The following is a 22,987-nucleotide window of genomic DNA, read 5'->3' as shown; positions in this document are numbered from 1 at the left end:
AATGCTATCATACCTTATTTGGAATCCCGACCCGGCCATTTTTAATATTGGAAGTTTTGACGTGCGCTGGTACGGATTGCTCTTCGCACTCGGCTTCATTGTGAGCCAGCAGGTGATGTACAAGGTGTTCAAAGCCGACGGCCGGGATGAGAAAGAAGTAGACACACTTACCCTTTACATGGTGGTGGCCACGATCGTTGGTGCAAGATTAGGGCATGTGCTTTTTTATGACCCGGTAGAGTACTTAAGTGACCCCATCAGGATACTTTATATAAGAGAAGGCGGGCTGGCCAGCCATGGTGGAGCCATCGGCATTTTCATCGCTTTGTGGCTGTTTGCAAGAAAAATGAAGGGCATGTCGTACTATTGGATCCTCGACAGGGTGGCCATTGTGACAGCATTGACAGGGGCATTTATCCGGTTTGGTAACTTTACAAATTCCGAAATTCTTGGCGAGCCCACAGAGTCCAATTACGGGGTTGTGTTTGCCACACCGGCGGCAGATTTCCTCAAGCAGTACATTGTTCGCTCTGAAGAAATTGACATCAGTCGCACGACAAAGATCACCAGCGACGTGCCTGGAAGAGCGCCTATCGATGTGCTAGTGAAATACAACGAAGTGCCTGTGGACGAACAGGTAGCCCACAGCTTCTACCAAACAAAAATGCCGACAATTCTCGGCAACTCCGGTTATCTGAGCGAATACATTTGGCACAACCCCGGCGATGGCCTGAAATACGAACTCTACAAAGCCAATGGCACTACCTATGCCGAATTCTATACCTATGGCATCGTGCGGCATCCGGCTCAGCTCTATGAATCCATTTTTTGCGTGTTTCTCACCATATTCCTCTATTATCTCTGGAATAAAAAGAGAGCCAAAATGCCGGAAGGACTCCTTTTCGGTATATTCATGACACTGCTCTTCACGTCCCGCTTTCTGATCGAGTTTGTGAAGGTGTGGCAGGAAGAATTCAACAATCCGCTACCTATCAACATGGGCCAGATATTGTCGATCCCTATGATACTGGCAGGACTGATAATTATCTGGAGGGTGACGAGAAAGAAGAACCTGGCCTAGCATCCTGAAATAAGACCTCCTTTTCCGATCCGCCTGACAATTGTCCGGCGGTGTATTATACTTTCACGGTGCGTTCATATGCGCAATAGTCTTAGTATATTCACTTACCTAAGCAATACTCTGACTACTATGACAATGAAATTTCATCTTCCCAAAGCGCTGCTTCCTTCATTTGTATGGCTCCTGTGCTTGTATTCCTGTTCTTCCCCTGACCCTATCCAAAAAGAAAAGCTTGAAATTGCTGATGCAATGGAGAAGTCGCTCACTACCGAGCTGCTCGACAAATGGTACCCGGTGGATGTCGACAAGGAAGATGGCGGGTTCCTGAGCAGCCTTACCTATGACTTCAAGCCGGGAGAAAATCAGGACAAAATGATTGTGACGCAGGCCCGTCATGTATGGACCAATGCCAAGGCCCTTCAGCGCTACCCTGAGAAAACCTATTATAAAACAGGTGCCGAGCATGGTTTCAAGTTCCTTCGTGATAAGATGTGGGACAAAGAAATGGGCGGTTTCTACCAGCTGGTGGACAAGCAGGGTAATCCCAAAACCATGGACAAAACTGCCTATGGCAATGCGTTTGGCATCTACGGTCTGGCTGCGTATTACATGGCTACCAAAGATGAGGAAGGCCTGGAGCTAGCAAAAAAGGCTTTCTACTGGCTGGAAGAGCATAGCCACGACCCCGATAAGCTCGGCTACTTCCAGCACCTTGAGCGTGACGGAACACCAGTGGTTCGACCCGACACCATCCCTTCCACTTCCGACCTGGGCTACAAAGACCAGAACAGCAGCATTCATTTGCTGGAAGCAATGACAGAGCTCTACCAGGTGTGGCCCGACCCGCTGGTAAAAGAACGATTGGCCGAGCTGCTCTACCTGATTCGGGACACCATTACCAACCCTAAAGGCTATTTGGTACTTTTCCTCACGCCTGACTGGCAACCCATTTCTTTCAAAGACTCGACAGAGGAGGTAATTCTTCGCCACCACAACCTCGACCACGTGTCGTTTGGCCATGATGTGGAAACAGCCTTCCTGATGCTCGAAGCAGAGCATGTGCTGGGAGTGCACGACGATCCAAAAACGCTGGCCATGGCCAAAACCATGGTGGATCATGCACTGAGCATTGGCTGGGACAATGAGGTCGGCGGATTTTACGACGAAGGCTACTACTTCAACGATGGCTTCCGCATTATCAGAGACACCAAAAACTGGTGGGCGCAGGCGGAAGGACTCAATGCACTGCTCATGATGTCGCAGCTGTTTCCTGAGGACGAGCACCAGTATTATGAAAAATTCAAGCTGTTGTGGTCATATGTTGACACCTACCTGATCGACCATGAAAATGGCGGCTGGTACTCCGGTGGCCTCGACAAGCAGCCCGACATGAAGCCACGTGGCAAAGGCAATATCTGGAAATCTGCCTACCACAATTTCAGAGGCATGTCAAATTCAGTGGATATGCTAAGGGGGAAGAACTTACTGGAATCAACGCAGCATTAAAAGGCCAAAGCTATCATAAAACAGAGCCCGGAGTTTAAAACCCCGGGCTCTGTTTTATGAAAGTGAGTCACCATCACTTCAAACTCTCCAGCTTCTCATTCTCTATCCTGGACAGCTCTTTTAGCAACCCCTTTTCAAGCTGCTCGTCCGTTTGGTGAACTGTGATGGTTGAATCGATTGGTTCGTAATTGACATAATCCTGGAAAAGAATGCCGTCGACAGTCTGTCGATTGTACGCTTCACGAAAGCGGATGCCGGTTTCGTCGGTATTGTAGTAGTAAGCCAGGTAATCCAGCTGATAGGTGTCCTTGTCGAACCAATAAATGAAGACATCTTCAAAGTCTTTTCCGCCACCCTCCTGCTGAAAGGTAATCTGCACTTTGTGATAAGGCTTGCCTTTAAAAGTTACCTCGCCAAGGTATTTTTTAATGACAGCTGCGTCGTTGAGGCCGTAGGGCAGGAGAGCGAAATAGAGTACTGAATTTACTGAGTTGGCGTATTTGAACGCCCACTCGTCGGTAAGCTCCACCGTGTCGCCATCCACCACACGGGTTAGCTGGCTGCTGTTGACAAGAACATCTTCCACATAGCCAATGGAGTCCTGCCACGACCGGGTGTAGACGTATCGGTCAGGAAATCTCTCCACAGTGTAGTGCTTTTCCCGGAAGTCGAAACCAACTGCAACAGATTCGTAGGCATCGCCGCCATGCTTTGCAATAGCTTTGTCTACGATCTCCTGAGCCTTTGGATCAGCGTTGGATTGGGCTTGCTCCACCCTGGTAGAACACGATGTGACGTAAAGTGAGATAATCAGGCTTACGGCTAGTGTATTTCTAAACATTCTTTTTTCTTTCTTAACGGAAACGTTTCGGGTCAAATTTAGTTAAGTAGTTATAGTCTTGCAGCAGACAAACCGTATTTCTTCCAGTGGACGAACGACTTCAAATCATCGACTTTAGCCAACCCAACGAGGTAATAGGTTTCACGTTACTATTATTCCTGATCGTTTTTATCCGTTATGTGATCGTCTCTGCCATCTTTTTTGGTGTCTTCTACCGCTTGGGTGGGCAGAAATTCGCCGCCAGAAAAATATCCATTGGCTCCTGGAAGAAAGGTCAGTTCAAAAAAGAAATCATTTATTCGGCCCTCACCTCTTTTGTCTTTGCCCTCTCAGGCGTGGGCATGTTGTGGGCATGGCAAATCGGGAAAACAGCCATTTACACTGATCTCTCAATCTTTGGATATTGGTATTTGCCCGTTAGTTTGCTCATCGCTCTGCTTATACATGAAACCTACTACTACTGGGCGCACAGGCTGATGCACCTGCCCGGGCTGTTCAAAGCCGTTCACAAAACACACCACGAAAGCCTGATTTCCTCTCCGTGGACTGCATTCTCTTTTCATCCGTGGGAAAGCCTGCTGCAAGCCATCATTGTGCCGCTGATTGTATGGTTTCTGCCCATGCACATCTATGTCGTCCTTGCCATGTTAGTGATCATGACGGTGAGCGCAGTTGTGAACCACCTTGATATTGAGATTTTCCCGGAGAATTTTGATCAGCATTGGCTCGGCAAATGGCTGATTGGTGCTACCCATCACAGCCTGCACCATTCGGAGTTCAACACCAACTATGGATTGTACTTCACCTTTTGGGACAAATGGATGCACACCGAAAGCAGGAAATACGAAAGGCTATTCAAAGAAAAAACATCAAAAAAAACTAGCGTGGCCGCTCACCAATAAAGGTGACGCAAGGGAAGGAATTCCACGAACACGGTTTGTGAAAAGTAACACTCAGTGGCTCATTGGCCTCCGCCAGCACCTCAAACACCAGGTTGGCTTCTGCCACCCACTTGTCCAGGCAGGCTTTATCCACAGCCGTATAATTCTCTGTCTTCTCGGCAAAATTCGACATCATGTAGTTGTACGAGGCTTTGTCCACTCTTTTCTCGTCTACCATCAGATAAAACCCTGGTTCCAGGCTAACCGAAAACTCCCCTCTTTCGTCTGCCGTCACCTCAGCCACCACCGGTGCCTCCGGGTCGTTGGCCTTTCCTGATTTTAGATAGATGACTTTCCCGACAAGTGGCTTTGGTGTTTTCATTTGGGCCAACCTGTCCTCGCTGGGTGCAGCCCCTCCGCAATACGACTGCGTTTCGAATACTGTGCCAGTCACAACAACGGCATTTGATTGTTTTGCCGCCGGGCGTTTGCAACCAAAAACAGACAGCGCTAGCGCCAGGGAGAGAATTTTAAAGAATTGCATGGCCTCAAGATACTAAAATAGATCGCTTTACAACCACTTTTTGTGTTTCATGTACACCACCATCACCACGCTGCTCACAATCATAAAAGTCCAAAGCATCGGGTAGCCATAGGGCGAATCAAGCTCGGGCATGTACTTGAAATTCATGCCGTACACCCCGGCGATAAAGGTGAGCGGAATGAAAATAGCGGCCACCACCGTCAGGGTTTTCATTACCTTGTTCATGTCGTTGCTGAGATTAGACAAATGCAGATCCATGATGTCCTTCAACATTTCACGGGAAGTTTCAAACGAGCTGATCAGGTAGTGGATGTGGTCGGCGACGTCCTGAAAATAATTCACAGAAGTTTTCTGGATGAAGTGAGAGCCCTCCACCCTCATCTTATTGAGGGCATCCCGCAGCGGCAAGGTGTATTTCCTCAGCGTGTTGATCTCCTTTTTGATCTCCATGATCTCCTCCACCACATGAAAAGAAGGGTCTTTGATAATCTCAGCTTCCAGCTTCTCTATTTTGTCACGTAGCCGCTCCATAATGATCATATAGTTGTCCACCACAGAGTCGATGATGTTGTAAAACAGGTAGTCGGCACCGTACTTTCTGATTCGCCCCTTGGCCAGTGCTATGCGGTTTCTTAGCTCATCAAACACGTCGCCGGGCAACCCTTCCTGAAAGGTGATGATGAGGTCTTCGCCCATCACAATGCTGAGATGCTCCTGGGTTATTTTATTGGTTTCAGGGTTAAACACCAGCATCTTCAAAGTAAAGAAAAGGTACTTATCAAACACCTCGAACTTTGGCAGCTGTTCCAGGTTTTGAATATCCTCGGCCATCAGGTGGTGAATGCCAAAGAACTGAGCGGTGTCTTCCACCAGAATCTTATTGGTGATTTCCACATCAAACCAGTTGATGTGATCGGGCTTTACCAGCTTTGAGGCCTCGGCGGGGCTAAGCCCGTCCCTTGTGGTGTAGCCAGGGTCGTTGTATTGAATGAGTGTTATCAAGGTTGGTGAGATTAGGCTGTTAATTTACACCAACGTTTTGGAATCCGTGCTAGCAGCTATTCCCCCGGAAGCAATTTATTTTTGCGCCCTTTGCAGGGGTTGGCATTTATAGAATTGGCAATCCGAAAAATCGTCAAGTACTTCATCCTCATCTATATAGATTTTCCACTCGCCGTCAATCTGTTTGAGGGTGGCGTGAAACATCCCATAGAGCACCTGAGGCGGGCTCTGGGGCTTGTGCAGGCTGACACGATAATAACCAACCTCATAGGCTATGGCGCCTTCCACCAGCCGGTCAACAAACCGAATTTCCAGGTTTCTTTCCCAGTCTTTCGATTGAGAAATGGCATTACGCCGGTACTCATTTTTCCGGTAGGCCGTGCCCACCATGATCTGGCTGCTCTCCCTTTTTACCCTGATTACATCCGGTGTGTGCAAAGCCATGAATGCCCGGGTGTTAAATTCATTGTAGGCCTTGATATAGGGTATCCACAACTGTTCATCAATTTGCTCAAATACTCTGTCCTGTTGCGCCCAAACGTCAACGGAAAGTATACATAGCAAGACCAATACCGTGCTCTTCATTCTTTCCTCCTTCTTCTGCCTGTGTGTTCTACAACAATTAAAGGACGTAAAGTCAGCACAATACAACCCATCGGACTGGGGTGAATTTTAGGGGGATATGTGGAGGAGAGGATTTGAAGGCTGGGGAATTGAGGAGCCGAATTGACGTTAAGGTTCTGTCCGGATGGGGCTCCACCGCCATCCGGGTTATATTACGCCCTTTCAGGGCTTGCTGCCTTAGGCACGCTGCAAGTGCTGTCAAACGCCGGGTTACCAACCTTCGTGGCTTCGTGGCTTCAGAAATGGTCGTTAAGGTGCCGGGGCTTCACACACCTTGTACGGACGGAACAAAACGCCTTTTGGGGCTCTCGCAGAGGACCCTGAAAGGCCGGATGGGGCTTTACCACCATCCTGTGGTTATTCCGCCCCTACAGGGCTTGCTGTCTTAGCCACGCTGCAAGTACCGTAGACACCAGGTTACCAACCTTTGCGCCTTTGTTTCTTCGTGGCTCCAGAAATGGTCGTGGTCGTTAAGGTGCCGTGTCTTCACGCACCTTGTCCGGGTGGAACAAAACGCCTTTTGAGGTCTCTCGCAGAGGACCCTGAAAAGACGTTTTAACCTTGTACGGGGCATCATTTTACCACCATCGCTCGCCCACCGTAACCCTCACCGTAGGTGGGCGGCTGACGGCTCCAACGCTACTGGCCCCTTGCGGTACCGACGCCTCCTTCCAGCTTCGGTCTTCCGTCTCCTCTTCGAACCTCCGAACGTCCGAACATCTGAACATCCGACCATCTGAGTGTCTGAATATCTCCACCATTCACCAACCTTTGCGCCTTTGTTTCTTCGTGGCTCCAGAAATGGTCGTTAAGGTGTCATGTCTCCACGCCCCTTGCATGGATATAACAAAACGCCTTTTGGAGGCTCTCGCAGAGAATCCTGAAAGAGCGTTTTACCCTTGTACGGGGCATCATTTTACCACCATTGCTCGCCCACCGTAACCCTCAGCATAGGTGGGCGGCTGACGGCTCCAACGCTACTGGCCCCTTGCCGTACCGACGCCTCCTTCCAGCTCCTGTCTTCCGTCTGCTCTCCGAACGTCCGAACATCTGAGCGTCCGAACATCCGAACATCTGAGTGTCCAATATCTGCCTCCCCCTTTCTTTTAAAACTAATTCCTCCCCATTTTTGTCTTAACCAAAAGCAAACTCACTCAAAACCCTTTTGCGCCTCAGCTTTCTCCATATCATACTCATTGCCATTTTAACCCTGGCAGAAACTGTCACCGCCCAGGACATTCCTGTATTCCGGCCGGCGGAGGACCTCACAATGTCCGCCAACGGCATTCAGCTGCGCCAGCCCTTTGCTGGTGGCATGCACTCCGGACAGTTTTTTATGTTTGATGCCAATGCCGATGGCGACGAAGACCTCGTCGTTTTCGACCGGGCCGGCGACGTGGTAAAAGTGTTCACCACCATGGCCGGGCAGTATGTGTACCAGCCCGACCTTGCGCAGTTTTTCCCGGCTGACCTTGAGAACTGGATCATTCTGATCGACTACAATTGCGACGGACAAAAAGACCTGTTTACCTATTCCTCGTTCGGTGTGCGGATTTTCGTTAACACCTCCAACGCTGGGGAGTACCCTGCCTGGGAGCTAACCGAAGATCCGCTCTTCACGAAGTCGGGTAATAACACCGTGAACCTCCTGGTCAATCCGTCTGATATCCCTTCCATTCAGGACATCGATGGCGACGGTGATGTCGACATCCTTGCCTTCAACTTCAGCTCCGGGCAAACGGCCGAGCTGTATGAAAACCGCAGCGTAGACAATACAGGCAACTGCGGTCTCGATTATATTCGAACCAACCAACGCTGGGGCGGCTTCTCGGAGTGCAACTGCGGCAACTATCAGTTTGAGCCTTTTACCTGCACCGACCCGTCCAGCCGGACGATGCACATCGAAGGAAAGGCCTTCCTTGTTGCCGACATCAACGGCGACGGGAAACGGGATGCGCTCATTGGCCAGGAGACCTGCGAAGGATTGACCTACCTGATCAATCAGGGTACCGATGCCAACCCCAGCTTCGTGGAGCGGAACCTGTACCTCCCGGATTTCTCTCCCAGCCAGGGTGCCTTTTTCCCCTCTACTTTTCTCGCCGACTTCAATAAAGACGGCCAGGCTGACCTGATCCTCTCGTCCAACCACCGGGAAGATCTGACCGGTCTCGACTATAGACAGTCGAGCTTTCTGCTTGCCAACAACGGCACCAGCGCAGCGCCTGACTTTGCCGCCCCGGAGCCTTTTTTGCAAAATGAAATGTTTGATGTGGGCGAAAATGCAGTGCCCGTTGCTTATGACGCCACAGGAGACGGGCGGCCTGACCTTCTCATCGCCAACAAAGGCCTGCCTGCTACCGACGGCAATTTCCGATCAACCATCACCCTGCTCCAAAACAAAGGCAATGGCAACTTTGAGTTAAATACCTCCGACTGGATGGGCCTCAGCCAGCTAGGCCTCACCAACCTCAGCTTTCAGCTGGTGGACATGAACGGTGACGGTAACGCCGACCTGCTGCTCAAAGGATATGGCCTCAATACTTTCGGTCTCAAAATCTTCTGGATTCCAAATCAAGACGACACCTTCAGCGCTTCAAAAGCCCTGCCGCTCACCATCGAAATCAACGCCACCGACTACCCCTATTTCTACGACATCAATGGCAATGGAAGGCTGGACCTGCTCCTGGGCCAAAGCAACGGCCGTCTCTCGCTATGGCTCAACAGCGGCACCAATACCGCCCCGGTATTCAACACTAAAACTGACGCCTACCTGGGCATCGACCGCACCCCCGACCGCACCTTTCTCGTGCCCATGGTTGTCAATGAAGACGGCAACGGGTCGCCCGACCTCCTCCTGGCCGACAACTCAGGTGGGCTGCGGCTGATTCACGACTTTACCACAGCGGGCACCACAGGGCCGCAGGTCATCCAGCTCTACAATGCCACCCTCAACGCCACCCAGTTGCTGAAAGCCGGCCGCAGGCTGTTGCCAGCCCTCGCCGACCTTACCGGCGACAATGCCAACGAGCTGATCATCGGCACCGCCCAGGGCGGACTCTTGGCCTTCACCGCCACCAACGAGCAGGGAAATCCTGGTGAAGAGGTGAAGCTTCAGGTCAACGTATTCCCCAACCCGCTTGAAACAGAAAGGGCGCTCCGGCTGACCACCAACTTGGAGGCTACAGGCGTGCTCTACAATGTATCGGGGCAGCGATTAAGTGGAGAGTTGTCCTTCAGCCGCACTGCCACGGCAGAGATAGACCTGAGCAACTTTCCTACTGGTCTCTACTTGCTGAGGATCAGGTCTGGCAGCCAGGCCATTACCAAACGTATCATTGTAGGGCCATGACAAAAGCACTGTTTTATATTCAGCTGGGCGCCAGGGAGCAAATTGGCTTCGGCCACCCCTTTGGGCCGTTGCCAGCCTGGCAGGTGTACGACCTCGACAACCACGCCGACGCTACCACGCTAAAATATGCCAGCCGCTTGCTAGGTGAAGCCGAAGAAGTAGTGCTGGTATTCAAACAACACGGGCCCTACCAATCCCTGGGTGGCCTCACTGGTTTTCTGGAAAGCGTGATGCGAAGCAAGAAGGCAAACCCAACCGCCTATTCGTTGGGGCCGGTCACGCTGCCCGTTCTTGTCAACAAAAGGTTTGGAGTGCAGGAAAAGAATATTAAAAGCATAAAAGCACTGCTCGATAAACCTTTCGAACCGCCGCAAGACGCATTGCCCGCCCCTTAAAATAGGGACTGTAGCGCCAATTTTTGCAATAAGCCAAAGAATGGTACATCTGTAGAAAGTACAGCACTTCTGCGAAAAAGGCCGGAACGAGGCGTGTTACCTTTGTCATACACCAAAGGAAAGCACATGAAATCGGCCATTCTCTTATCCGTACTACTTATCTCTTCGCAGTTGTCATTCGGCCAGAACATGGCTGCCGAAACTGTCCAACCCGACGCTCTGCCCGTGGCTCCCCATACCAGCGACACCGCCGCCCAGGAAGATGACCAGAGCACAAAAACGATTGACGACAGCCCCAATAGCATGCCGAAGAAGGTAGCCGCCGAAGAAACCGCCACCCTAAGCCGCCAGGGAAAACGAAGGGCCATTCAGACACAGGAACGCTACGCCATCGCCCACTCTAAGACTTCAAAGAAAAAAAAGAGAAAGAAGAGAAAACAAGGAGCGATAAGATAAACCTCTTGCCTGCTGATCGATTACCCGTCGGTTGCTGCCACCCCTAAAAGTAGCCAACCAGCCCTCGCCATTCGAAGCAAGCCCCTTCCGCAACGCTGTCAACTTAAAGAGGTTACTCTCTTCGCCCCTGCAAGTAGCAACCTCTTTAATCTCAACGAAACGTATAAAGAGGCTCTGCACTCCAGCAACGCCATCAAATTAAAGAGGTTACTCTATACGCCCCCGCAAGTAGTAACCTCTTTAATCTCAACGCAAACGAAATAAAGAGGCTCTGCACTCCAGCAACGTGATCAAATTAAAGAGATTACTCTCTTCGCCCCTGCAAGTAGTAACCTCTTTAATCTTAACGAAACGAAAGGGAAAACAGCACCTCAATCCCTCCATCAACAAATACTTCAATTGCTTTGGGCGTGCCCCCTTTACCGCCGGAGTGAGAGTCCTAGCCCAACAATCCTCATCGTCGGCAGGGGTCGGGCAGGCACCAAGGAGGCATCCGTCAATAGAAGCACCTACCACCTCTTCTAATCCCAATCCCCCACCTGCCGCCAACTGTCATCCACTCTGATAAAACCAGCGCTAAAATCAATTCCAAGTTAGTGCCCCGTCAAAACCCGCTGGCCTTCCCTGGCATCCAGGTACCGAAAACTGTCAATAACATCGCCATTCGCATTCAGGAGTTCCACCAGGTCTCCATCATTGTTGAGGCTCATCGCCTGTCGGTTCCGCACAATAACAAGACTCTGGCCCGCAGCCAGCGAACTGGTCAACACCCAGGTCCTGCTGCTGGCATCCCTGAGCACCCACCCTGTGAGGCTGACCGAAGCCGTGCCTTTGTTTTTAATCACCACTTCCTCATTATCGGCGTCCGCACCGACCGGATCAGGCACCAGGCTCTCAATCACTACCGCCATGGCGGCAGATGAACTGGCCGGTGCTTTTACCTGATACGTTTTGGAGAAGCTGCCAAAAGAAACCTTGTAGGAGCTGCCTGTGAGTTCTGTAACAATGGTTCCCTCATTGCCTGCCGGATCCAGGTCGGCAATAAACTGGTCGGCCACGTTGCCAGCGCCTGCTTTTGTCTTGGTAAATTTGTTGGTCTGAAAAATATCAGGTCGTGGGTTCAATGCCGCCATGTGATCAAGCGTGCTCTGTCGTGGGTGCCCATAGCCATTGTCGCTCCCGTTGGAAATAACGATGACCGATGGTTTCATGGAAGCCAGAAAACTTTCGGCCGAGCTGGTCTCTGAGCCGTGGTGGTTGGCCTGGTACATGTCCACATCTTTGGCTGTGCTACTAGCGGCGATTTCTTCTTCAATAGTGGCATGAATATCTCCGCCCACAAAATACCTGAATCCATTATAGGTAACCAGAATGGCCACACTCAAATCATTCTCATCGGTGCCAATACTGGGACCATTGTTGATCACCTGCCCACCTGACGCCAAGCACTGCACACGCATGCCACCCAGCTCAAACTCCTGACCCGCCCTCAGGGTGCCGGCGTTTTTGCCCACCGCATTGTCATAATCGATATACGTCGCCTCTCTTTTCTTGGCCGCTGGCAATATGTCCTTGTCTCCCCTGTCGTAGGCCTGCACAATCTGCACGTTATGGTTGTTGACCAGCTCATCGATGCCGCCATAGTGATCGGAATGATAGTGGGTGTCGATGAAGCAGTCGATCCGGGAAATGCCAGCTTGCTGCATAGTGGCAAACAGCACCTTGCCGCTCCCATTGTTGCCGGAGTCCACCAGCAGGCTGTGGCCGGAAGCTGTTACAAACAGCGTGGCATCGGCCTGGTTCACGTCGATGTGATAAATACGCAGATCCTGTGCAGCACCGATCCACGAAACTGCCAGAAAAAAAATAGCGAGTAGTAGGTGTCTTTTCATAGAGCCAAAAATAATCCAATACACTGAAGTGTCTGTTTTACATGAAGTTAGCTATTATTTCCTGCAGAGGAAATACCTAAATCCTGGTATTTTGAGGCCCCTTCCTTCCGGAGCTCCGCCCACCACCTGACCGTCACTTCGCAGCATAGCGGAGAAGTCCCCAGCTACGAAGCCCAACCCCCCGAAGCTCTGCCCACCACCAGCCCATTACCTCATTTGCCCTTTTCCTCCACTTCCCTTTATATTACCACCAAAAAACTACTTCCTGTGACACCTGCCAAATTCATCAAGCGTTGTAACCTCGTCATCTTCTTCATTGCCTTCCCCTTTGTGCTGGAGCAGGTGCTCCCCCTTTCCAAAACTGACGCAGAAGTCACCAAAACCTCCCGCCCGGCCAACTATGTAAGGGACAAAATCAAGTATTCTAGTGAAGAAGTCATCATCCACACCACTGAAGGCAATATCAGGGTGCCCCCCAACCATCTCAATATCATTAGAGAAGGTGACGACGTCGTGGTATACAAAACGGTGTTCTTCAGAAAGCTGAAGCGGATTCACCTGCTGAGGCAAGACAAAACCATCGATAGCATCAACCTGCTCTATAGGTGGTTTATCTTTTTACCCGTAGTCATGACCATCCTCGCCGTCGCCACGGTTCGGGTTGCCGACAATGAATTGGCAATGAACCTCGGCTCTGGCAACCTTGTGATAGGCCTCGTAGCTCTCTACATGCTGCTGAGAGATTATGTCAGTTGATTGAAACAGACGTTGATTCTTCCCTCCCGTTAAAATGTGTGCCTTCACACAGATTGACACCAACACAAATGGGGCGAGTCTTCGCTAGTCGAAGCAAGCACCGCCACCAGACAGTCATTCTCTTGGCCTTAGGTGGCCTCGTGCGGGTGAGAAGTCTCTAACTACTAGCGATAATACTCTTTGATTGTTTTCAACGACGATGCAAAAAAAGTAAAGTGAGTATTACGACGCAAAGCACATGGCCACTTTCGATAAATTCACGAGTCAAAGTATCGACATTGCTCTTCAAATATTTCCATAAGAGATTCTTTGCGGTATATTTAAAAACGTAAAGAATCGTATTGCTTCCAACTAATAAGTCAATGGCAGAAATTCAAAAAATTATCAGCGAATTGATTCAATTCAGAGATGAAAGAGACTGGGCCCAATTTCACAACCCAAAGGATTTAGCTCTTGCAATTAATGTGGAAGCTGGAGAACTGTTGGAACTATTTCTTTGGAAGACTCCGGAAAATGCTAATAGGAATAAGGTTAAGGAGGAATTAGCAGATATTCTTGCTTATGCTTTTCTGCTTGCTGAAAAATACGAGTTTGATGTCAAGGAAATTGTCCTTGAGAAAATCAAGATCAATGGTCAGAAATACCCTGTGGATAAGGCAAAGGGAAATGCAAAGAAATACAATGAGCTATGATATTACCCAATAGCTTCGAAATCAAGCGATACGAATTTTCTTCAGATTTAACTAGAGTTCTAAGCAGTGAATACTTCGCTAAAGACCTTTGGCCAATTGTTTACATTATAAGTGATGGTAACGTCAAAGAAGCCTATGTGGGGGAAACTACTGACGTGGACGCACGAATGACTGCCCATTTAAAAAATCAGAGAAAAAAGACGCTTACCACAGTTCACTTAATATCAAGCGTCAAGTTTAATAAATCTGCCACACTTGACATTGAATCAAATCTCATCAAATACATCTCAGGAGATGGAGTATACACATTACTTAATGGCAATCTGGGATTGGCAAATCACACCTACTTCCAGAAAAGAGAACTTTACTGGGATACCTTCAGGTCGATTTGGAATAAACTACGGGGAGAGGGAATAACAGAACATTCTATTGAATACATCGACAATTCAGATTTATTCAAATATTCTCCCTATAAGACGCTTAGCAAAGACCAAAAGGATGGGCTACTGGCAATAATCAATAGCTTGCTCAGCGAGACCTACAAAAACACGATTGTTCAGGGCGGGGCCGGGACAGGAAAGACCATCTTAGCTTTGTTCCTTTCTAAAATTCTAAAATCACCTTACAACTCATTCAATTTTAGGGAATTTCAGGAAGTAGAGGAGTTTACTGACCCTTTAAGCGAATTGAGAGTCAAGTTCCCCGATCCAAAAATTGGACTTGTTGTTCCAATGGCTTCATTTCGCAACACCCTAAAGAAAGTTTTCAAGAATGTAAAGGGACTCAATTCGTCAATGGTTATTGGGCCCGCAGAAGTTGTAAAACAGAAATATGATATTTTGATTGTTGATGAGGCACATCGATTACGCCGAAGAGTCAACTTGGGTACGTATTTTGGCTCATTTGATTCAGCATGCGAAAAATTGGGACTCGACAAAACTAGTTGCAGTGAATTAGACTGGGTGATCCTTCAATCAAGGAAGTGTATACTTTTCTACGATGAGGCGCAGTCGATCAAACCTTCGGATGCAAAAACAGAAGACTTCCAAAAGTTGAAGAACAGCCCAAACACCACTCTCTTAGGGTTGAAATCGCAGCTGAGGGTAAATGGGGGGAATGACTACGTCGAGTTTGTCAATGACTTGTTAGACTGTCGGCTAGCGACTATTAATCAGTTTCAGAACAACGAGGAATTTGAGGTCTTACTTTTCGAAAGTATAGATGATCTTGTAAGCGAAATAAAAACCAAAGAATCACAATACGGTCTGTCTCGCCTGGTCGCCGGCTATTCCTGGGAATGGGTATCCAAGGGTGATGACACTAAAACCATGACCGATATCGAGATTGAAGGCACCAAGCTTCGTTGGAATAGTGTCGCATCCGACTGGATAACTTCCGAAGGTGCTATCGACGAGGTGGGCTGTATTCATACGACCCAGGGATATGACTTGAATTACATTGGAGTGATTTTTGGAAACGAAATCACCTACAATCCAATCAAGAAAGAGATCGAGGTAATTAAAGAAAAATATTTCGATCGAAACGGCAAAATGTCGATCAACAATATCGAGCAGCTGAAGGCATACATTATCAATATCTACAAGACTATTATGCTAAGGGGAATTAGAGGTGCCTATATATTTATCTGTGATGCTGAACTCCGAAAATATATGGCTCAGTACATTCCAGAGGCCCTTCACCATAAAAAACCGCCCCTAAGAATATTGACACGAGATGAAGCCAAGCCGTTTGAAAACTGCATCCCGATTTACAACCTGAGAGCAGCGGCTGGCAACTTCAGTGAACCCCAAATAGTGGACGAGTTAGATTGGCTTGAGTTGCCTTCAGATTTGCGCCCGAAAACGGATATGTTCGCATGTCAGGTTGTAGGCCGGTCAATGAACGTTGTAATACCTGACGGCGCCATATGTTTGTTTCGTAGATACCAGGGCGGATCGAGAAACGGAAAGATTGTGCTTGTCGAAAGCACTTCCCTCCAAGATGCTGACACAGGTTCTAACTATACCGTTAAAGAATACCATAGCGGCAAAACCATCGACGGAGATGGTTGGCAACACAATTCTATTACCTTAAAACCGTTGTCCGACGATCCTAACTATTCTGATATTGTACTGGCCACAGATGCCGCCCAACAGCTTAGAGTGATTGGAGTCTTTGAACGGGTTTTGGATAGTTGAATGAACATCAGCAGCAAAGGCTACGACACGCCTGATGAGGTGGGTAACTTCAGCATCAAGCGCAACAAGATCAGCTTTTTGCCCAGCGCAGAGATGAGGGAAAACATGGTTACAGTGAGGTATACCAAGTATACTGAGCTATCAAGCACCCTTTTGTCGAACGAACCTGACAATGTATTTACCTGGGTAAAGCTCAGGGTTGTTTACATTTTTGGCTGAATTTTTTTCCTGAGTTTGACACGATTTTGAGTTAAGTATCTGATATATAAGTAATTAAAAAATTGCTTTCGATATACAAGATTTTATAAGTATTTGATTATCTGATCCTTATGAAAAAGGTCTGGGAGGTTCTTTTCAGCCACTGCTTGTAGTAATTGCTGTGAGATTTCAGAGGTCTTGGAGCGCAGGTAGAAGTATTGATCGGCTTGTTTGACAAGGCTGACTTGCATTTTGGACAAGTGGGTTCGGATGGTTTGCTCTGTAAGTGGGGTGCCTTGTTTGGTTAGCCGAAGTTGTAAATGGTTTAGCATGCTATAGGCGATATAGCACAGACAAATGTGACCCTGGATACGCTTATTGGTCCAGTGGAACATCGGGCGGGTTTCCAGATAGCCTTTGAAGGTACGGAAGCTATGCTCTATCTGGTATAGATGGTGGTAGTGATCCAGCACCTGTTCATGGGAGAGTCCTTTGGCGTGGTAGGCGATGGCAAGGAAGCCGTCATACTTTTCGCTTCGTTTGATTTTTTCAGTATCAACCACATACTTTTCCCCTTCGGTATTTTTGAGGTAGTAGTGATGGGCCTTCTTTTTGAGTTGCGTTGGGTTTTTGAGCAACAATTCAGCCTTACGAAGCTTTTCTTCTCTTTCTTGTCGATCTTTTTCAGCTCGCTTTTCGCTGTAGGTAGCTATGATCTTTCGCTCATTGTATTCCAGGACAGTGTAGCGCACTTTGACCGGCTCACGCTCCGAACCTACTGAAGAACTCATCCATTGATGGTGATAGTTATCCAGATCGATCAACCGGGCCTGGATGGGTTTGGGGAGTACCTTGAGCCGCTCTCCCATGATGAACTCATAGCCTTTGTCAACAGTGACTTGCAGGTTGTCAGTATTGAGCATGCCTCGGTCGGCTACCAAGACGATGTTTTCGATCTGGTATTCTTTCTTGAGGCTTTCCACCATTTCTGTGTAGGTGTATCCTTCCCACAGGTCTCCGCTATAGAGTTTGTAACCGATGGGTTGCTTGTATCTGTCAATGAGCATGGCAAAAACCACTTGTGTGCTTCCTATTTTGCCATCTTTGCTAAAGCCTTTCTGACGCAATGCTCCTTCCTGTTCTATTTCTGATTCAAAATAGAAGGTGGTCACGTCATAGAACACCACATCTAATTTCTGGTTGAACAGGTCTCTACCAGTTTGGAAAATGGTTTGCTGGATCAGTTGGCTATGGTCAGCCAGGTAGTCCAGACTCCTGTAGAGGTGTTGCAAGGACACCTGAGCCAGTCCCAGGTATTCTTCCTGGTGGAAAAAGCTACCCCGCTTGCTACAAGGATCATTGAGGCGCTCAATGAGCAGTAGTAAAACCACTTCAGTAAGAGAGAAGGTCAGCTTTTTCTTTTTGGTGATCCGCTGAAATATGCGATCAAGGCCGTAATAGTGGAGTATTTTACGGTAAACCAACAGAAAGCCGTAGTTATATCTACCTTCTTCGCTGACTTGCTCACCGAGTAAATCCTTCAGATTTCCACCACCTAATTCATAGAGCCGCTGGCCCATTCGTTTCAGAGACTCGGGCGAAAAACTGTCTACCCGCCCCAGGCTGTAAAGCGTTTTGGTGCGTGGCTTGCCATCCTGGTCACGATAAGACTCAACGATGCGGATATAATCACCTGATGGCTTCTTGTCGATAATGATACTAGGCACTCAAAATCTGTTTGAGGCAAATCAAGCCACTATCTGAAAGAAAATCAAGCGAGTTTTCGATATACAAATTTCTGAAAAGTAGTCTAAAAAGTGCCCATACACAGCGCAATGGCACTTTTTCAATTTCAGCGTGTCAAACTCAGGACCATTTTTTCCAATCCTATACCTCTGCTGGCTTTTATCAAAATCGTGCAGTCAGCGAAGCCCGATGTCTTCACATGGGCCAGTAGTGCGTCTCTCGTTTCAAAATATAAAGCCGAAGGACATGCTTCTTTGGCTTGTTTCATTTTAGGCCCGCAGAAAATCACCTGACTGAAACCCGCTTCGCAAGCCGCTTTGCCGATAGCGGTATGCTCCATGTCGGAGTCAGCGCCTAGCTCCAGCATGTCGCCCAGGATGGCCACTTTGTTGTCGGCCTTCATGGTCTTTAGGTTCTCGATGGCCACTTTCATAGAGTCGGGGTTGGCATTGTAGGCATCGAGGATGATATTGTTGCTGCCAGCTTTGAGTAGCTGAGAGCGGTTGTTTTTTGGCTGGTAGCCTGCAATGGCTGCCTCGGCCTTGTCCAGTGGTACTTCAAAGTACTGCCCCACGGCCATGGCGGCAGCGATATTGTCGAAGTTGTAGCTGCCAATCAGCTGGCTGGTAACAGGCGCCCGATTGCCGACCTGAAACACCACGAACGGGTTGGCTTCAATGAACTTCACTTCATAAGTGTCGCCGGGTTGAGGAAAGGTAACGGCAGACTCAAATCGCTTCGCCATGTTTTGCAGCATGGGCTGCCGACTGTTGATGAAGACGGTGCCCTCATTTTTGCGGATATGATCAAACAGCTCACTTTTTCCCCTGAGCACCCCTTCGATACTACCGAAGCCCTCCAGGTGTGCTTTGCCAATGTTGGTGATTAGTGCATGGTTGGGGTCGGCGATGTCGCAAAGCTCTTTGATATCGCCAACCTTGTTGGCACCCATTTCAATGATCGCCACTTCCACCTGCGGATGAATGCCCAGCACGGTCAACGGCACGCCGATATGGTTGTTGAGGTTGCCGGTGGTGGCGTGGGTGATGTATTTCTTGCTGAGCACGGCATTGATCAGCTCTTTGGTGGTGGTTTTGCCGTTAGAGCCGGTAAGACCAAGCACCTTTCTGTGAAACCTGCTGCGGTGGAAAGTGGCGAGGTCTTGTAAAGCCTTTAAGCCATCCTCAGCCAGGATGTATTTGTCTCCCTTTTTGTATGCCACATCGTCGACTACGGCGTAGCTAGCACCCTTGGCCAGGGCTTCTTCGGCATAGGCGTTGGCGTTGAAGTTGGGGCCTTTCAGTGCAAAGAAAAGGTTGCCTTCACCAACGGTGCGGGTGTCGGTACTTACTCCGCTCGATAAAAGAAACCGGCTATAAAGGAATTCGATGAAGTTGTTGTCCATGCACAAATGTAAGGAGGAGTGGGAGAGTAGGAAAGGGAGAAGGTCGAAAGTCGGATAGTTGGCCAGTCGGACGATTGGATAGTCGGACAGTCAGACAATCGGACAGTCAGATTCTCTAAGCCGTCTCCTGTCTCTGGCATAAACGTCTTCCTGACATCATCCGGTATCTGACGACTCTTGTAAAGCTGGCTATTGGCCATGCAAGCACCTTTACTCTCCAGAAGTTCCTCTCCCACTCTTCACTTTTGTACTCATCACTCTCCGACTTACTCCGTCCAGCTCATCGGGTAGTTAGGATCCACAAATTCAAGCGCCTCCTCTGTTAGGAACAGCGGCCCAAAGGTGTCGAGCATCACTGCCAGCTCTTCGGTTTCTTTAGCGCCAATGCTCTTTTCTACCGTGCCGGGGTGAGGCCCATGTGGCAAGCCGCCAGGGTGCAAAGTGAAAGAGCCTCTCTCAATTCCTTTTCGGCTCATGAAGTTTCCTTCCACATAATAGAGCACCTCATCAGAGTCGATGTTACTGTGGTTGTAGGGAGCGGGAATCGACAGCGGGTGATAGTCGAACAGGCGGGGTACGAAGCTGCAGATAACAAACCCATGTGCCTGAAAGGTTTGATGCACTGGTGGTGGCTGGTGGATGCGGCCAGTGATTGGCTCAAAGTCGTGGATGCTAAGGGCGTAAGGATACAGGAAGCCGTCCCAGCCCACCACGTCAAACGGACTGTAGTCGTACACATACTGGTGCAGGTAGCCACCTTTCTTAATTTTCATAAGAAACTCGCCTTTCCTGGTTTCAGTGACTGGCTCCGATGGCGGCCTGATGTCCCTTTCGCAGTAGGGCGAATGCTCTAAAAGCTGCCCCAGCTCATTGCGATAACGTTTCACGGTTTCGACTGGCCCAGCCGACTCAATGACAAGTGTTCTCAAAGGGCCTTCGTCCCATTGAAGCTTATAAATGGTGGTGCGGGGAATGACCACATAGTCGCCCGACTTGATCCTGAGCTTGCCAAACTGAGAAAGCAGCCAGCCGCTGCCATCGTGGATGAAAATGACCTCATCGGCTTCGGCATTTTTGTAGAAATAGTCCATGCTTCGGCTGCTGGGGTTGCAGAGTGCCATCGACACATCCTTGTTCTTGAGCAGCACCTTGCGGGCCTCCAGCCAGTCGCCGCCAGTGGTGCCGACGCCGGTAGTTTTCAAATGGGTTTGCAGCAGTGCATTGTCTTCCGCCATTTTTGACCCGAACCTGACGGGCGTGCCAACAGACTTCACCCTGGTGGGGGCGTTGATATGATAAAGGTTAGAGTAAATACCCGAAAAGCCTTTGGAACTTACCAGTTCTTCTTTGTAGAGGCTGCCATCGGGTTGCCGGAATTGGGTGTGTCTCTTGGGGGGAATTTCTCCCAGTTTATAATAGTAAGCCATCTCATGTAGGGTTAATAGTCAAATTTACATAATGATAGATGGTTTTCCGTCAAGACAGTGAAAGATTGGTGATCCCATCTTTTTGATCTGCTAGGGCGATAAGAAAACGAATATCACAACCAACGCCGGCCAGACGGGAGGTTTTGAATTAAGACTACAAAAGTTTGGCAGCACCATCCCAAGCTCTTTAGCCTGCCACAGCAGATACGGCGGCTACTTTGCCGGTAACCAGCAAAACTTTTGTAGTCTACTTAACAACAAAAAAGGCTGAACCCGACACTCGTCAGATTCAGCCCTTTCAATTCGAAATCAGTCATCCGAAATCTCCAAATTTTTAATTTCTTTCAGCTAGCTGCTCGGCCTGGTCAAACAGCGTCAGTGCTTTGATGAAAATCTCGTCGGCCTGGTTGAACACTGGGAAGAAGCCTTCTTCGCCCCAGTTGCTTCGGGCTATCTGCGCCTTCATGTGAATACGCACCAACTCCTTCGACTTAGCAAAGTCAGCTGCGGCGTATTTCACGCCATTTTCCTTTGCCACCTTGTTGAGGTCCTCCAGCATTTTGTCGGTCACGCTAAAGTCATTGAAAAACTCGTCAAAGCCCATTTTCTCAAACTTCTGTTTGTTGGCCTCATAGTATTTGAATGTGTACTCTCTCAGCGAGTTGCTGGTGTACATCTTGGTCAGGTAACTTGATGTTTCCGTGGTGTCGATGGGAACAAAGAAGTCGGGCACAATACCGCCTCCGCCATACACTTTTCTGCCCTTGCCAGTAGCATATTCCAATGTGTCGTTTACGTGAATGCTATCTGCTACGAAGAGCTCACCGTTTTCGTACCTATCGGCCAGGTCATGAGAATATGCGGCGTCCTTGCCATCATATGGCTTCTGTATAGAGCGGCCGCTTGGTGTGTAGTACCTCGAAATCGTCAGTCGCAGTTCGGCACCATCGCTCAGGTTGATAGGCATTTGCACCAGGCCTTTACCAAATGACCTACGACCAACAATCAGTGCCCGGTCGTTGTCCTGCAGGGCACCGGCCACAATTTCTGAGGCCGAAGCACTTCCCTGGTCAATCATTACCACAACAGGGCCTTTCTCAAAAATGCCCTTGCGCACTGCCCTGTATTCATCGTTGTAGCGGGTTTCTTTTCCTTTGGTATAAACGATCATATCATCGTCGGCGAGCAACTCGTCGGCCATGTTCACCGCCTTGTCCAGATAGCCACCAGGGTTTCCTGTGAGGTCAAGCACCAGCTTCTTCATGCCCTGGTCGATCAATTTTTCCATGGCCGCATAAAACTCATCGTAGGTAGTGGCAGTGAAGCGGCTCACCTTAATGTAGCCCACCTCCTTATTGACCATGTACGACACATCCACTGACGACTGAGGTATTTTATCCCTGATGATCGTGAAGTCAAGCGGTGCTTTTTTGGAATCTCTGATGATCTGTAGTTTCGCTTCGGAGCCTTTTGGTCCACGCAGCTTTTCAAACACTTTTCGGTTGTTCAGGCCTATGCCAGCAATGTTTTCCCCGTCCACCTTCACAATCTTGTCGCCGGCCTGGAGTCCAACTTTTTCGGATGGGCCGCCGCTGAGTGGGGTAACAACATAGAGCGTGTCTTTGAAAATATTGAATTCAATACCAATCCCCTCGAAGTTGCCCTGCAGCTGAGACTGGGCAAGCACTGCCTCTTCTTTGGGAATATACACGGTGTGTGGATCCAGTTTCTCCAGCATCTTCACAATGGCAGTTTCCACCAATTCTTCTGAATCTACGTCGTCGACATAATTTCTGTCGATATAACCCAGCACCTCCCTGAACTTGAACAGGCTTTTGTTCATATCACCCGACGGGGTGTCGCTGGTGGTGAAGTTGGCTCCCAGAAGTACGCCAATGGCGACAGCTGAGGTAATGATGATTGGCAAACGGATGGCCCACTTTGAGTTGTTCATAATTTTTTCTTTGATCAAGACTTCTGTTTTCTCCAGTCAG

19 protein-coding genes are annotated in these 22,987 nt (G+C 48.9%); 10 read left to right on the top strand and 9 right to left on the bottom strand.

Annotated features, from left to right (window positions below):
- Position 1 precedes the first annotated feature (1 nt).
- Both ACMVP2_RS14540 and ACMVP2_RS14535 read left to right on the top strand, forming a co-directional pair.
- Positions 2-1,081 carry a prolipoprotein diacylglyceryl transferase gene (locus ACMVP2_RS14540; RefSeq protein WP_317489600.1) on the top strand — a complete coding sequence of 360 codons (1,080 nt, stop codon included), beginning with the start codon at positions 2-4 and terminating at the stop codon, positions 1,079-1,081.
- Positions 1,082-1,216: 135 nt separating this feature from the next.
- Entirely contained in the window at positions 1,217-2,587 is a 1,371-nt protein-coding gene (locus ACMVP2_RS14535) for an AGE family epimerase/isomerase (protein ID WP_416868159.1), read from the top strand.
- Positions 2,588-2,660: 73 nt separating this feature from the next.
- Here the strand turns inward: ACMVP2_RS14535 and ACMVP2_RS14530 are convergent, their stop codons facing one another.
- Positions 2,661-3,428 carry a DUF6503 family protein gene (locus ACMVP2_RS14530; RefSeq protein ID WP_339792078.1) on the bottom strand — a complete coding sequence of 256 codons (768 nt, stop codon included), beginning with the start codon at positions 3,426-3,428 and terminating at the stop codon, positions 2,661-2,663.
- Positions 3,429-3,514: 86 nt separating this feature from the next.
- On the opposite strand from ACMVP2_RS14530, the gene ACMVP2_RS14525 reads away from it, so the two are divergent.
- Complete coding sequence (locus tag ACMVP2_RS14525) at positions 3,515-4,330, top strand: sterol desaturase family protein (protein ID WP_416868158.1); 816 nt, start codon at positions 3,515-3,517, stop codon at positions 4,328-4,330.
- On the opposite strand, the gene ACMVP2_RS14520 is transcribed toward ACMVP2_RS14525, so the two are convergent.
- The 3 genes from ACMVP2_RS14520 to ACMVP2_RS14510 form a co-directional block, all read right to left on the bottom strand.
- Entirely contained in the window at positions 4,308-4,853 is a 546-nt protein-coding gene (locus tag ACMVP2_RS14520) for a hypothetical protein (RefSeq protein WP_416868157.1), read from the bottom strand. The genes ACMVP2_RS14525 and ACMVP2_RS14520 overlap by 23 nt on opposite strands.
- A gap of 27 nt (positions 4,854-4,880) precedes the next feature.
- Complete coding sequence (corA, locus tag ACMVP2_RS14515; RefSeq protein WP_416868156.1) at positions 4,881-5,855, bottom strand: magnesium/cobalt transporter CorA; 975 nt, start codon at positions 5,853-5,855, stop codon at positions 4,881-4,883.
- Positions 5,856-5,930: 75 nt separating this feature from the next.
- A complete protein-coding gene (locus tag ACMVP2_RS14510; RefSeq protein WP_416868155.1) occupies positions 5,931-6,440 on the bottom strand; it encodes a YybH family protein in 510 nt (169 codons plus the stop codon).
- 1,204 nt (positions 6,441-7,644) lie between these two features.
- Here ACMVP2_RS14510 and ACMVP2_RS14505 point away from each other — a divergent pair.
- The 3 genes from ACMVP2_RS14505 to ACMVP2_RS14495 all read left to right on the top strand — a co-directional run bounded on the left by ACMVP2_RS14505 (position 7,645) and on the right by ACMVP2_RS14495 (position 10,679).
- Positions 7,645-9,828 carry a T9SS type A sorting domain-containing protein gene (locus ACMVP2_RS14505; protein ID WP_416868154.1) on the top strand — a complete coding sequence of 728 codons (2,184 nt, stop codon included), beginning with the start codon at positions 7,645-7,647 and terminating at the stop codon, positions 9,826-9,828.
- Positions 9,825-10,223 (top strand): hypothetical protein, encoded by a 399-nt coding sequence (locus tag ACMVP2_RS14500; RefSeq protein WP_416868153.1) that lies wholly within the window; start codon positions 9,825-9,827, stop codon positions 10,221-10,223. The genes ACMVP2_RS14505 and ACMVP2_RS14500 overlap by 4 nt, the downstream gene beginning before the upstream one ends.
- Positions 10,224-10,349: 126 nt before the next feature.
- Positions 10,350-10,679, top strand: coding sequence for a hypothetical protein (locus tag ACMVP2_RS14495; protein ID WP_416868152.1), 330 nt, complete (start codon positions 10,350-10,352; stop codon positions 10,677-10,679).
- Positions 10,680-11,272: 593 nt separating this feature from the next.
- On the opposite strand, the gene ACMVP2_RS14490 is transcribed toward ACMVP2_RS14495, so the two are convergent.
- Positions 11,273-12,571, bottom strand: coding sequence for a lamin tail domain-containing protein (locus ACMVP2_RS14490; RefSeq protein ID WP_416868151.1), 1,299 nt, complete (start codon positions 12,569-12,571; stop codon positions 11,273-11,275).
- Between the two features lie 267 nt (positions 12,572-12,838).
- Here ACMVP2_RS14490 and ACMVP2_RS14485 point away from each other — a divergent pair, with 267 nt between their 5' ends.
- The 4 genes from ACMVP2_RS14485 (at position 12,839) to ACMVP2_RS14470 (ending at position 16,436) form a co-directional block, all read left to right on the top strand.
- Positions 12,839-13,327, top strand: coding sequence for a hypothetical protein (locus ACMVP2_RS14485; protein ID WP_416868150.1), 489 nt, complete (start codon positions 12,839-12,841; stop codon positions 13,325-13,327).
- 362 nt (positions 13,328-13,689) lie between these two features.
- Positions 13,690-14,019, top strand: coding sequence for a nucleotide pyrophosphohydrolase (locus ACMVP2_RS14480; RefSeq protein WP_317489589.1), 330 nt, complete (start codon positions 13,690-13,692; stop codon positions 14,017-14,019).
- Positions 14,016-16,217, top strand: a complete 2,202-nt coding sequence (locus tag ACMVP2_RS14475; protein WP_416868149.1) for a DNA/RNA helicase domain-containing protein — start codon at positions 14,016-14,018, stop codon at positions 16,215-16,217. Before ACMVP2_RS14480 ends, ACMVP2_RS14475 begins: the two co-directional genes overlap by 4 nt.
- Positions 16,218-16,436, top strand: a complete 219-nt coding sequence (locus tag ACMVP2_RS14470; RefSeq protein WP_416868148.1) for a hypothetical protein — start codon at positions 16,218-16,220, stop codon at positions 16,434-16,436.
- A gap of 83 nt (positions 16,437-16,519) precedes the next feature.
- Here the strand turns inward: ACMVP2_RS14470 and ACMVP2_RS14465 are convergent, their stop codons facing one another.
- The 4 genes from ACMVP2_RS14465 to ACMVP2_RS14450 all read right to left on the bottom strand — a co-directional run bounded on the left by ACMVP2_RS14465 (position 16,520) and on the right by ACMVP2_RS14450 (position 22,947).
- On the bottom strand, positions 16,520-18,142 hold the full coding sequence (locus tag ACMVP2_RS14465; protein ID WP_416864871.1) for an IS1634 family transposase: 1,623 nt from the start codon (positions 18,140-18,142) through the stop codon (positions 16,520-16,522).
- A 125-nt stretch (positions 18,143-18,267) separates the two neighbouring features.
- Complete coding sequence (locus ACMVP2_RS14460) at positions 18,268-19,566, bottom strand: UDP-N-acetylmuramoyl-tripeptide--D-alanyl-D-alanine ligase (protein WP_416868147.1); 1,299 nt, start codon at positions 19,564-19,566, stop codon at positions 18,268-18,270.
- A 266-nt stretch (positions 19,567-19,832) separates the two neighbouring features.
- On the bottom strand, positions 19,833-20,993 hold the full coding sequence (locus ACMVP2_RS14455) for a homogentisate 1,2-dioxygenase (RefSeq protein ID WP_416868146.1): 1,161 nt from the start codon (positions 20,991-20,993) through the stop codon (positions 19,833-19,835).
- A gap of 334 nt (positions 20,994-21,327) precedes the next feature.
- Entirely contained in the window at positions 21,328-22,947 is a 1,620-nt protein-coding gene (locus ACMVP2_RS14450; RefSeq protein WP_416868145.1) for a S41 family peptidase, read from the bottom strand.
- Between the last annotated feature and the right edge of the window lie 40 nt (positions 22,948-22,987).

This window comes from Imperialibacter sp. (genome assembly GCF_048007035.1).
Classification (GTDB): Bacteria; Bacteroidota; Bacteroidia; order Cytophagales; family Cyclobacteriaceae; genus Imperialibacter.
The sequence above is the reverse complement of the archived record's forward strand: the minus strand, read 5'-3'. Positions and strand labels throughout refer to the sequence as shown.

Bases quoted from the DNA above. Each gene is read 5' to 3' on its own strand.
- ACMVP2_RS14540 (WP_317489600.1), top strand. From the start codon at position 2: ATGCTATCATACCTTATTTGGAATCCCGACCCGGCCATTTTTAATATT.
- ACMVP2_RS14535 (WP_416868159.1), top strand. From the start codon at position 1,217: ATGAAATTTCATCTTCCCAAAGCGCTGCTTCCTTCATTTGTATGGCTC.
- ACMVP2_RS14530 (WP_339792078.1), bottom strand. From the start codon at position 3,428: ATGTTTAGAAATACACTAGCCGTAAGCCTGATTATCTCACTTTACGTC.
- ACMVP2_RS14520 (WP_416868157.1), bottom strand. From the start codon at position 4,853: ATGCAATTCTTTAAAATTCTCTCCCTGGCGCTAGCGCTGTCTGTTTTT.
- ACMVP2_RS14510 (WP_416868155.1), bottom strand. From the start codon at position 6,440: ATGAAGAGCACGGTATTGGTCTTGCTATGTATACTTTCCGTTGACGTT.
- ACMVP2_RS14500 (WP_416868153.1), top strand. From the start codon at position 9,825: ATGACAAAAGCACTGTTTTATATTCAGCTGGGCGCCAGGGAGCAAATT.
- ACMVP2_RS14495 (WP_416868152.1), top strand. From the start codon at position 10,350: ATGAAATCGGCCATTCTCTTATCCGTACTACTTATCTCTTCGCAGTTG.
- ACMVP2_RS14490 (WP_416868151.1), bottom strand. From the start codon at position 12,571: ATGAAAAGACACCTACTACTCGCTATTTTTTTTCTGGCAGTTTCGTGG.
- ACMVP2_RS14480 (WP_317489589.1), top strand. From the start codon at position 13,690: ATGGCAGAAATTCAAAAAATTATCAGCGAATTGATTCAATTCAGAGAT.
- ACMVP2_RS14475 (WP_416868149.1), top strand. From the start codon at position 14,016: ATGATATTACCCAATAGCTTCGAAATCAAGCGATACGAATTTTCTTCA.
- ACMVP2_RS14470 (WP_416868148.1), top strand. From the start codon at position 16,218: ATGAACATCAGCAGCAAAGGCTACGACACGCCTGATGAGGTGGGTAAC.
- ACMVP2_RS14460 (WP_416868147.1), bottom strand. From the start codon at position 19,566: ATGGACAACAACTTCATCGAATTCCTTTATAGCCGGTTTCTTTTATCG.
- ACMVP2_RS14455 (WP_416868146.1), bottom strand. From the start codon at position 20,993: ATGGCTTACTATTATAAACTGGGAGAAATTCCCCCCAAGAGACACACC.
- ACMVP2_RS14450 (WP_416868145.1), bottom strand. From the start codon at position 22,947: ATGAACAACTCAAAGTGGGCCATCCGTTTGCCAATCATCATTACCTCA.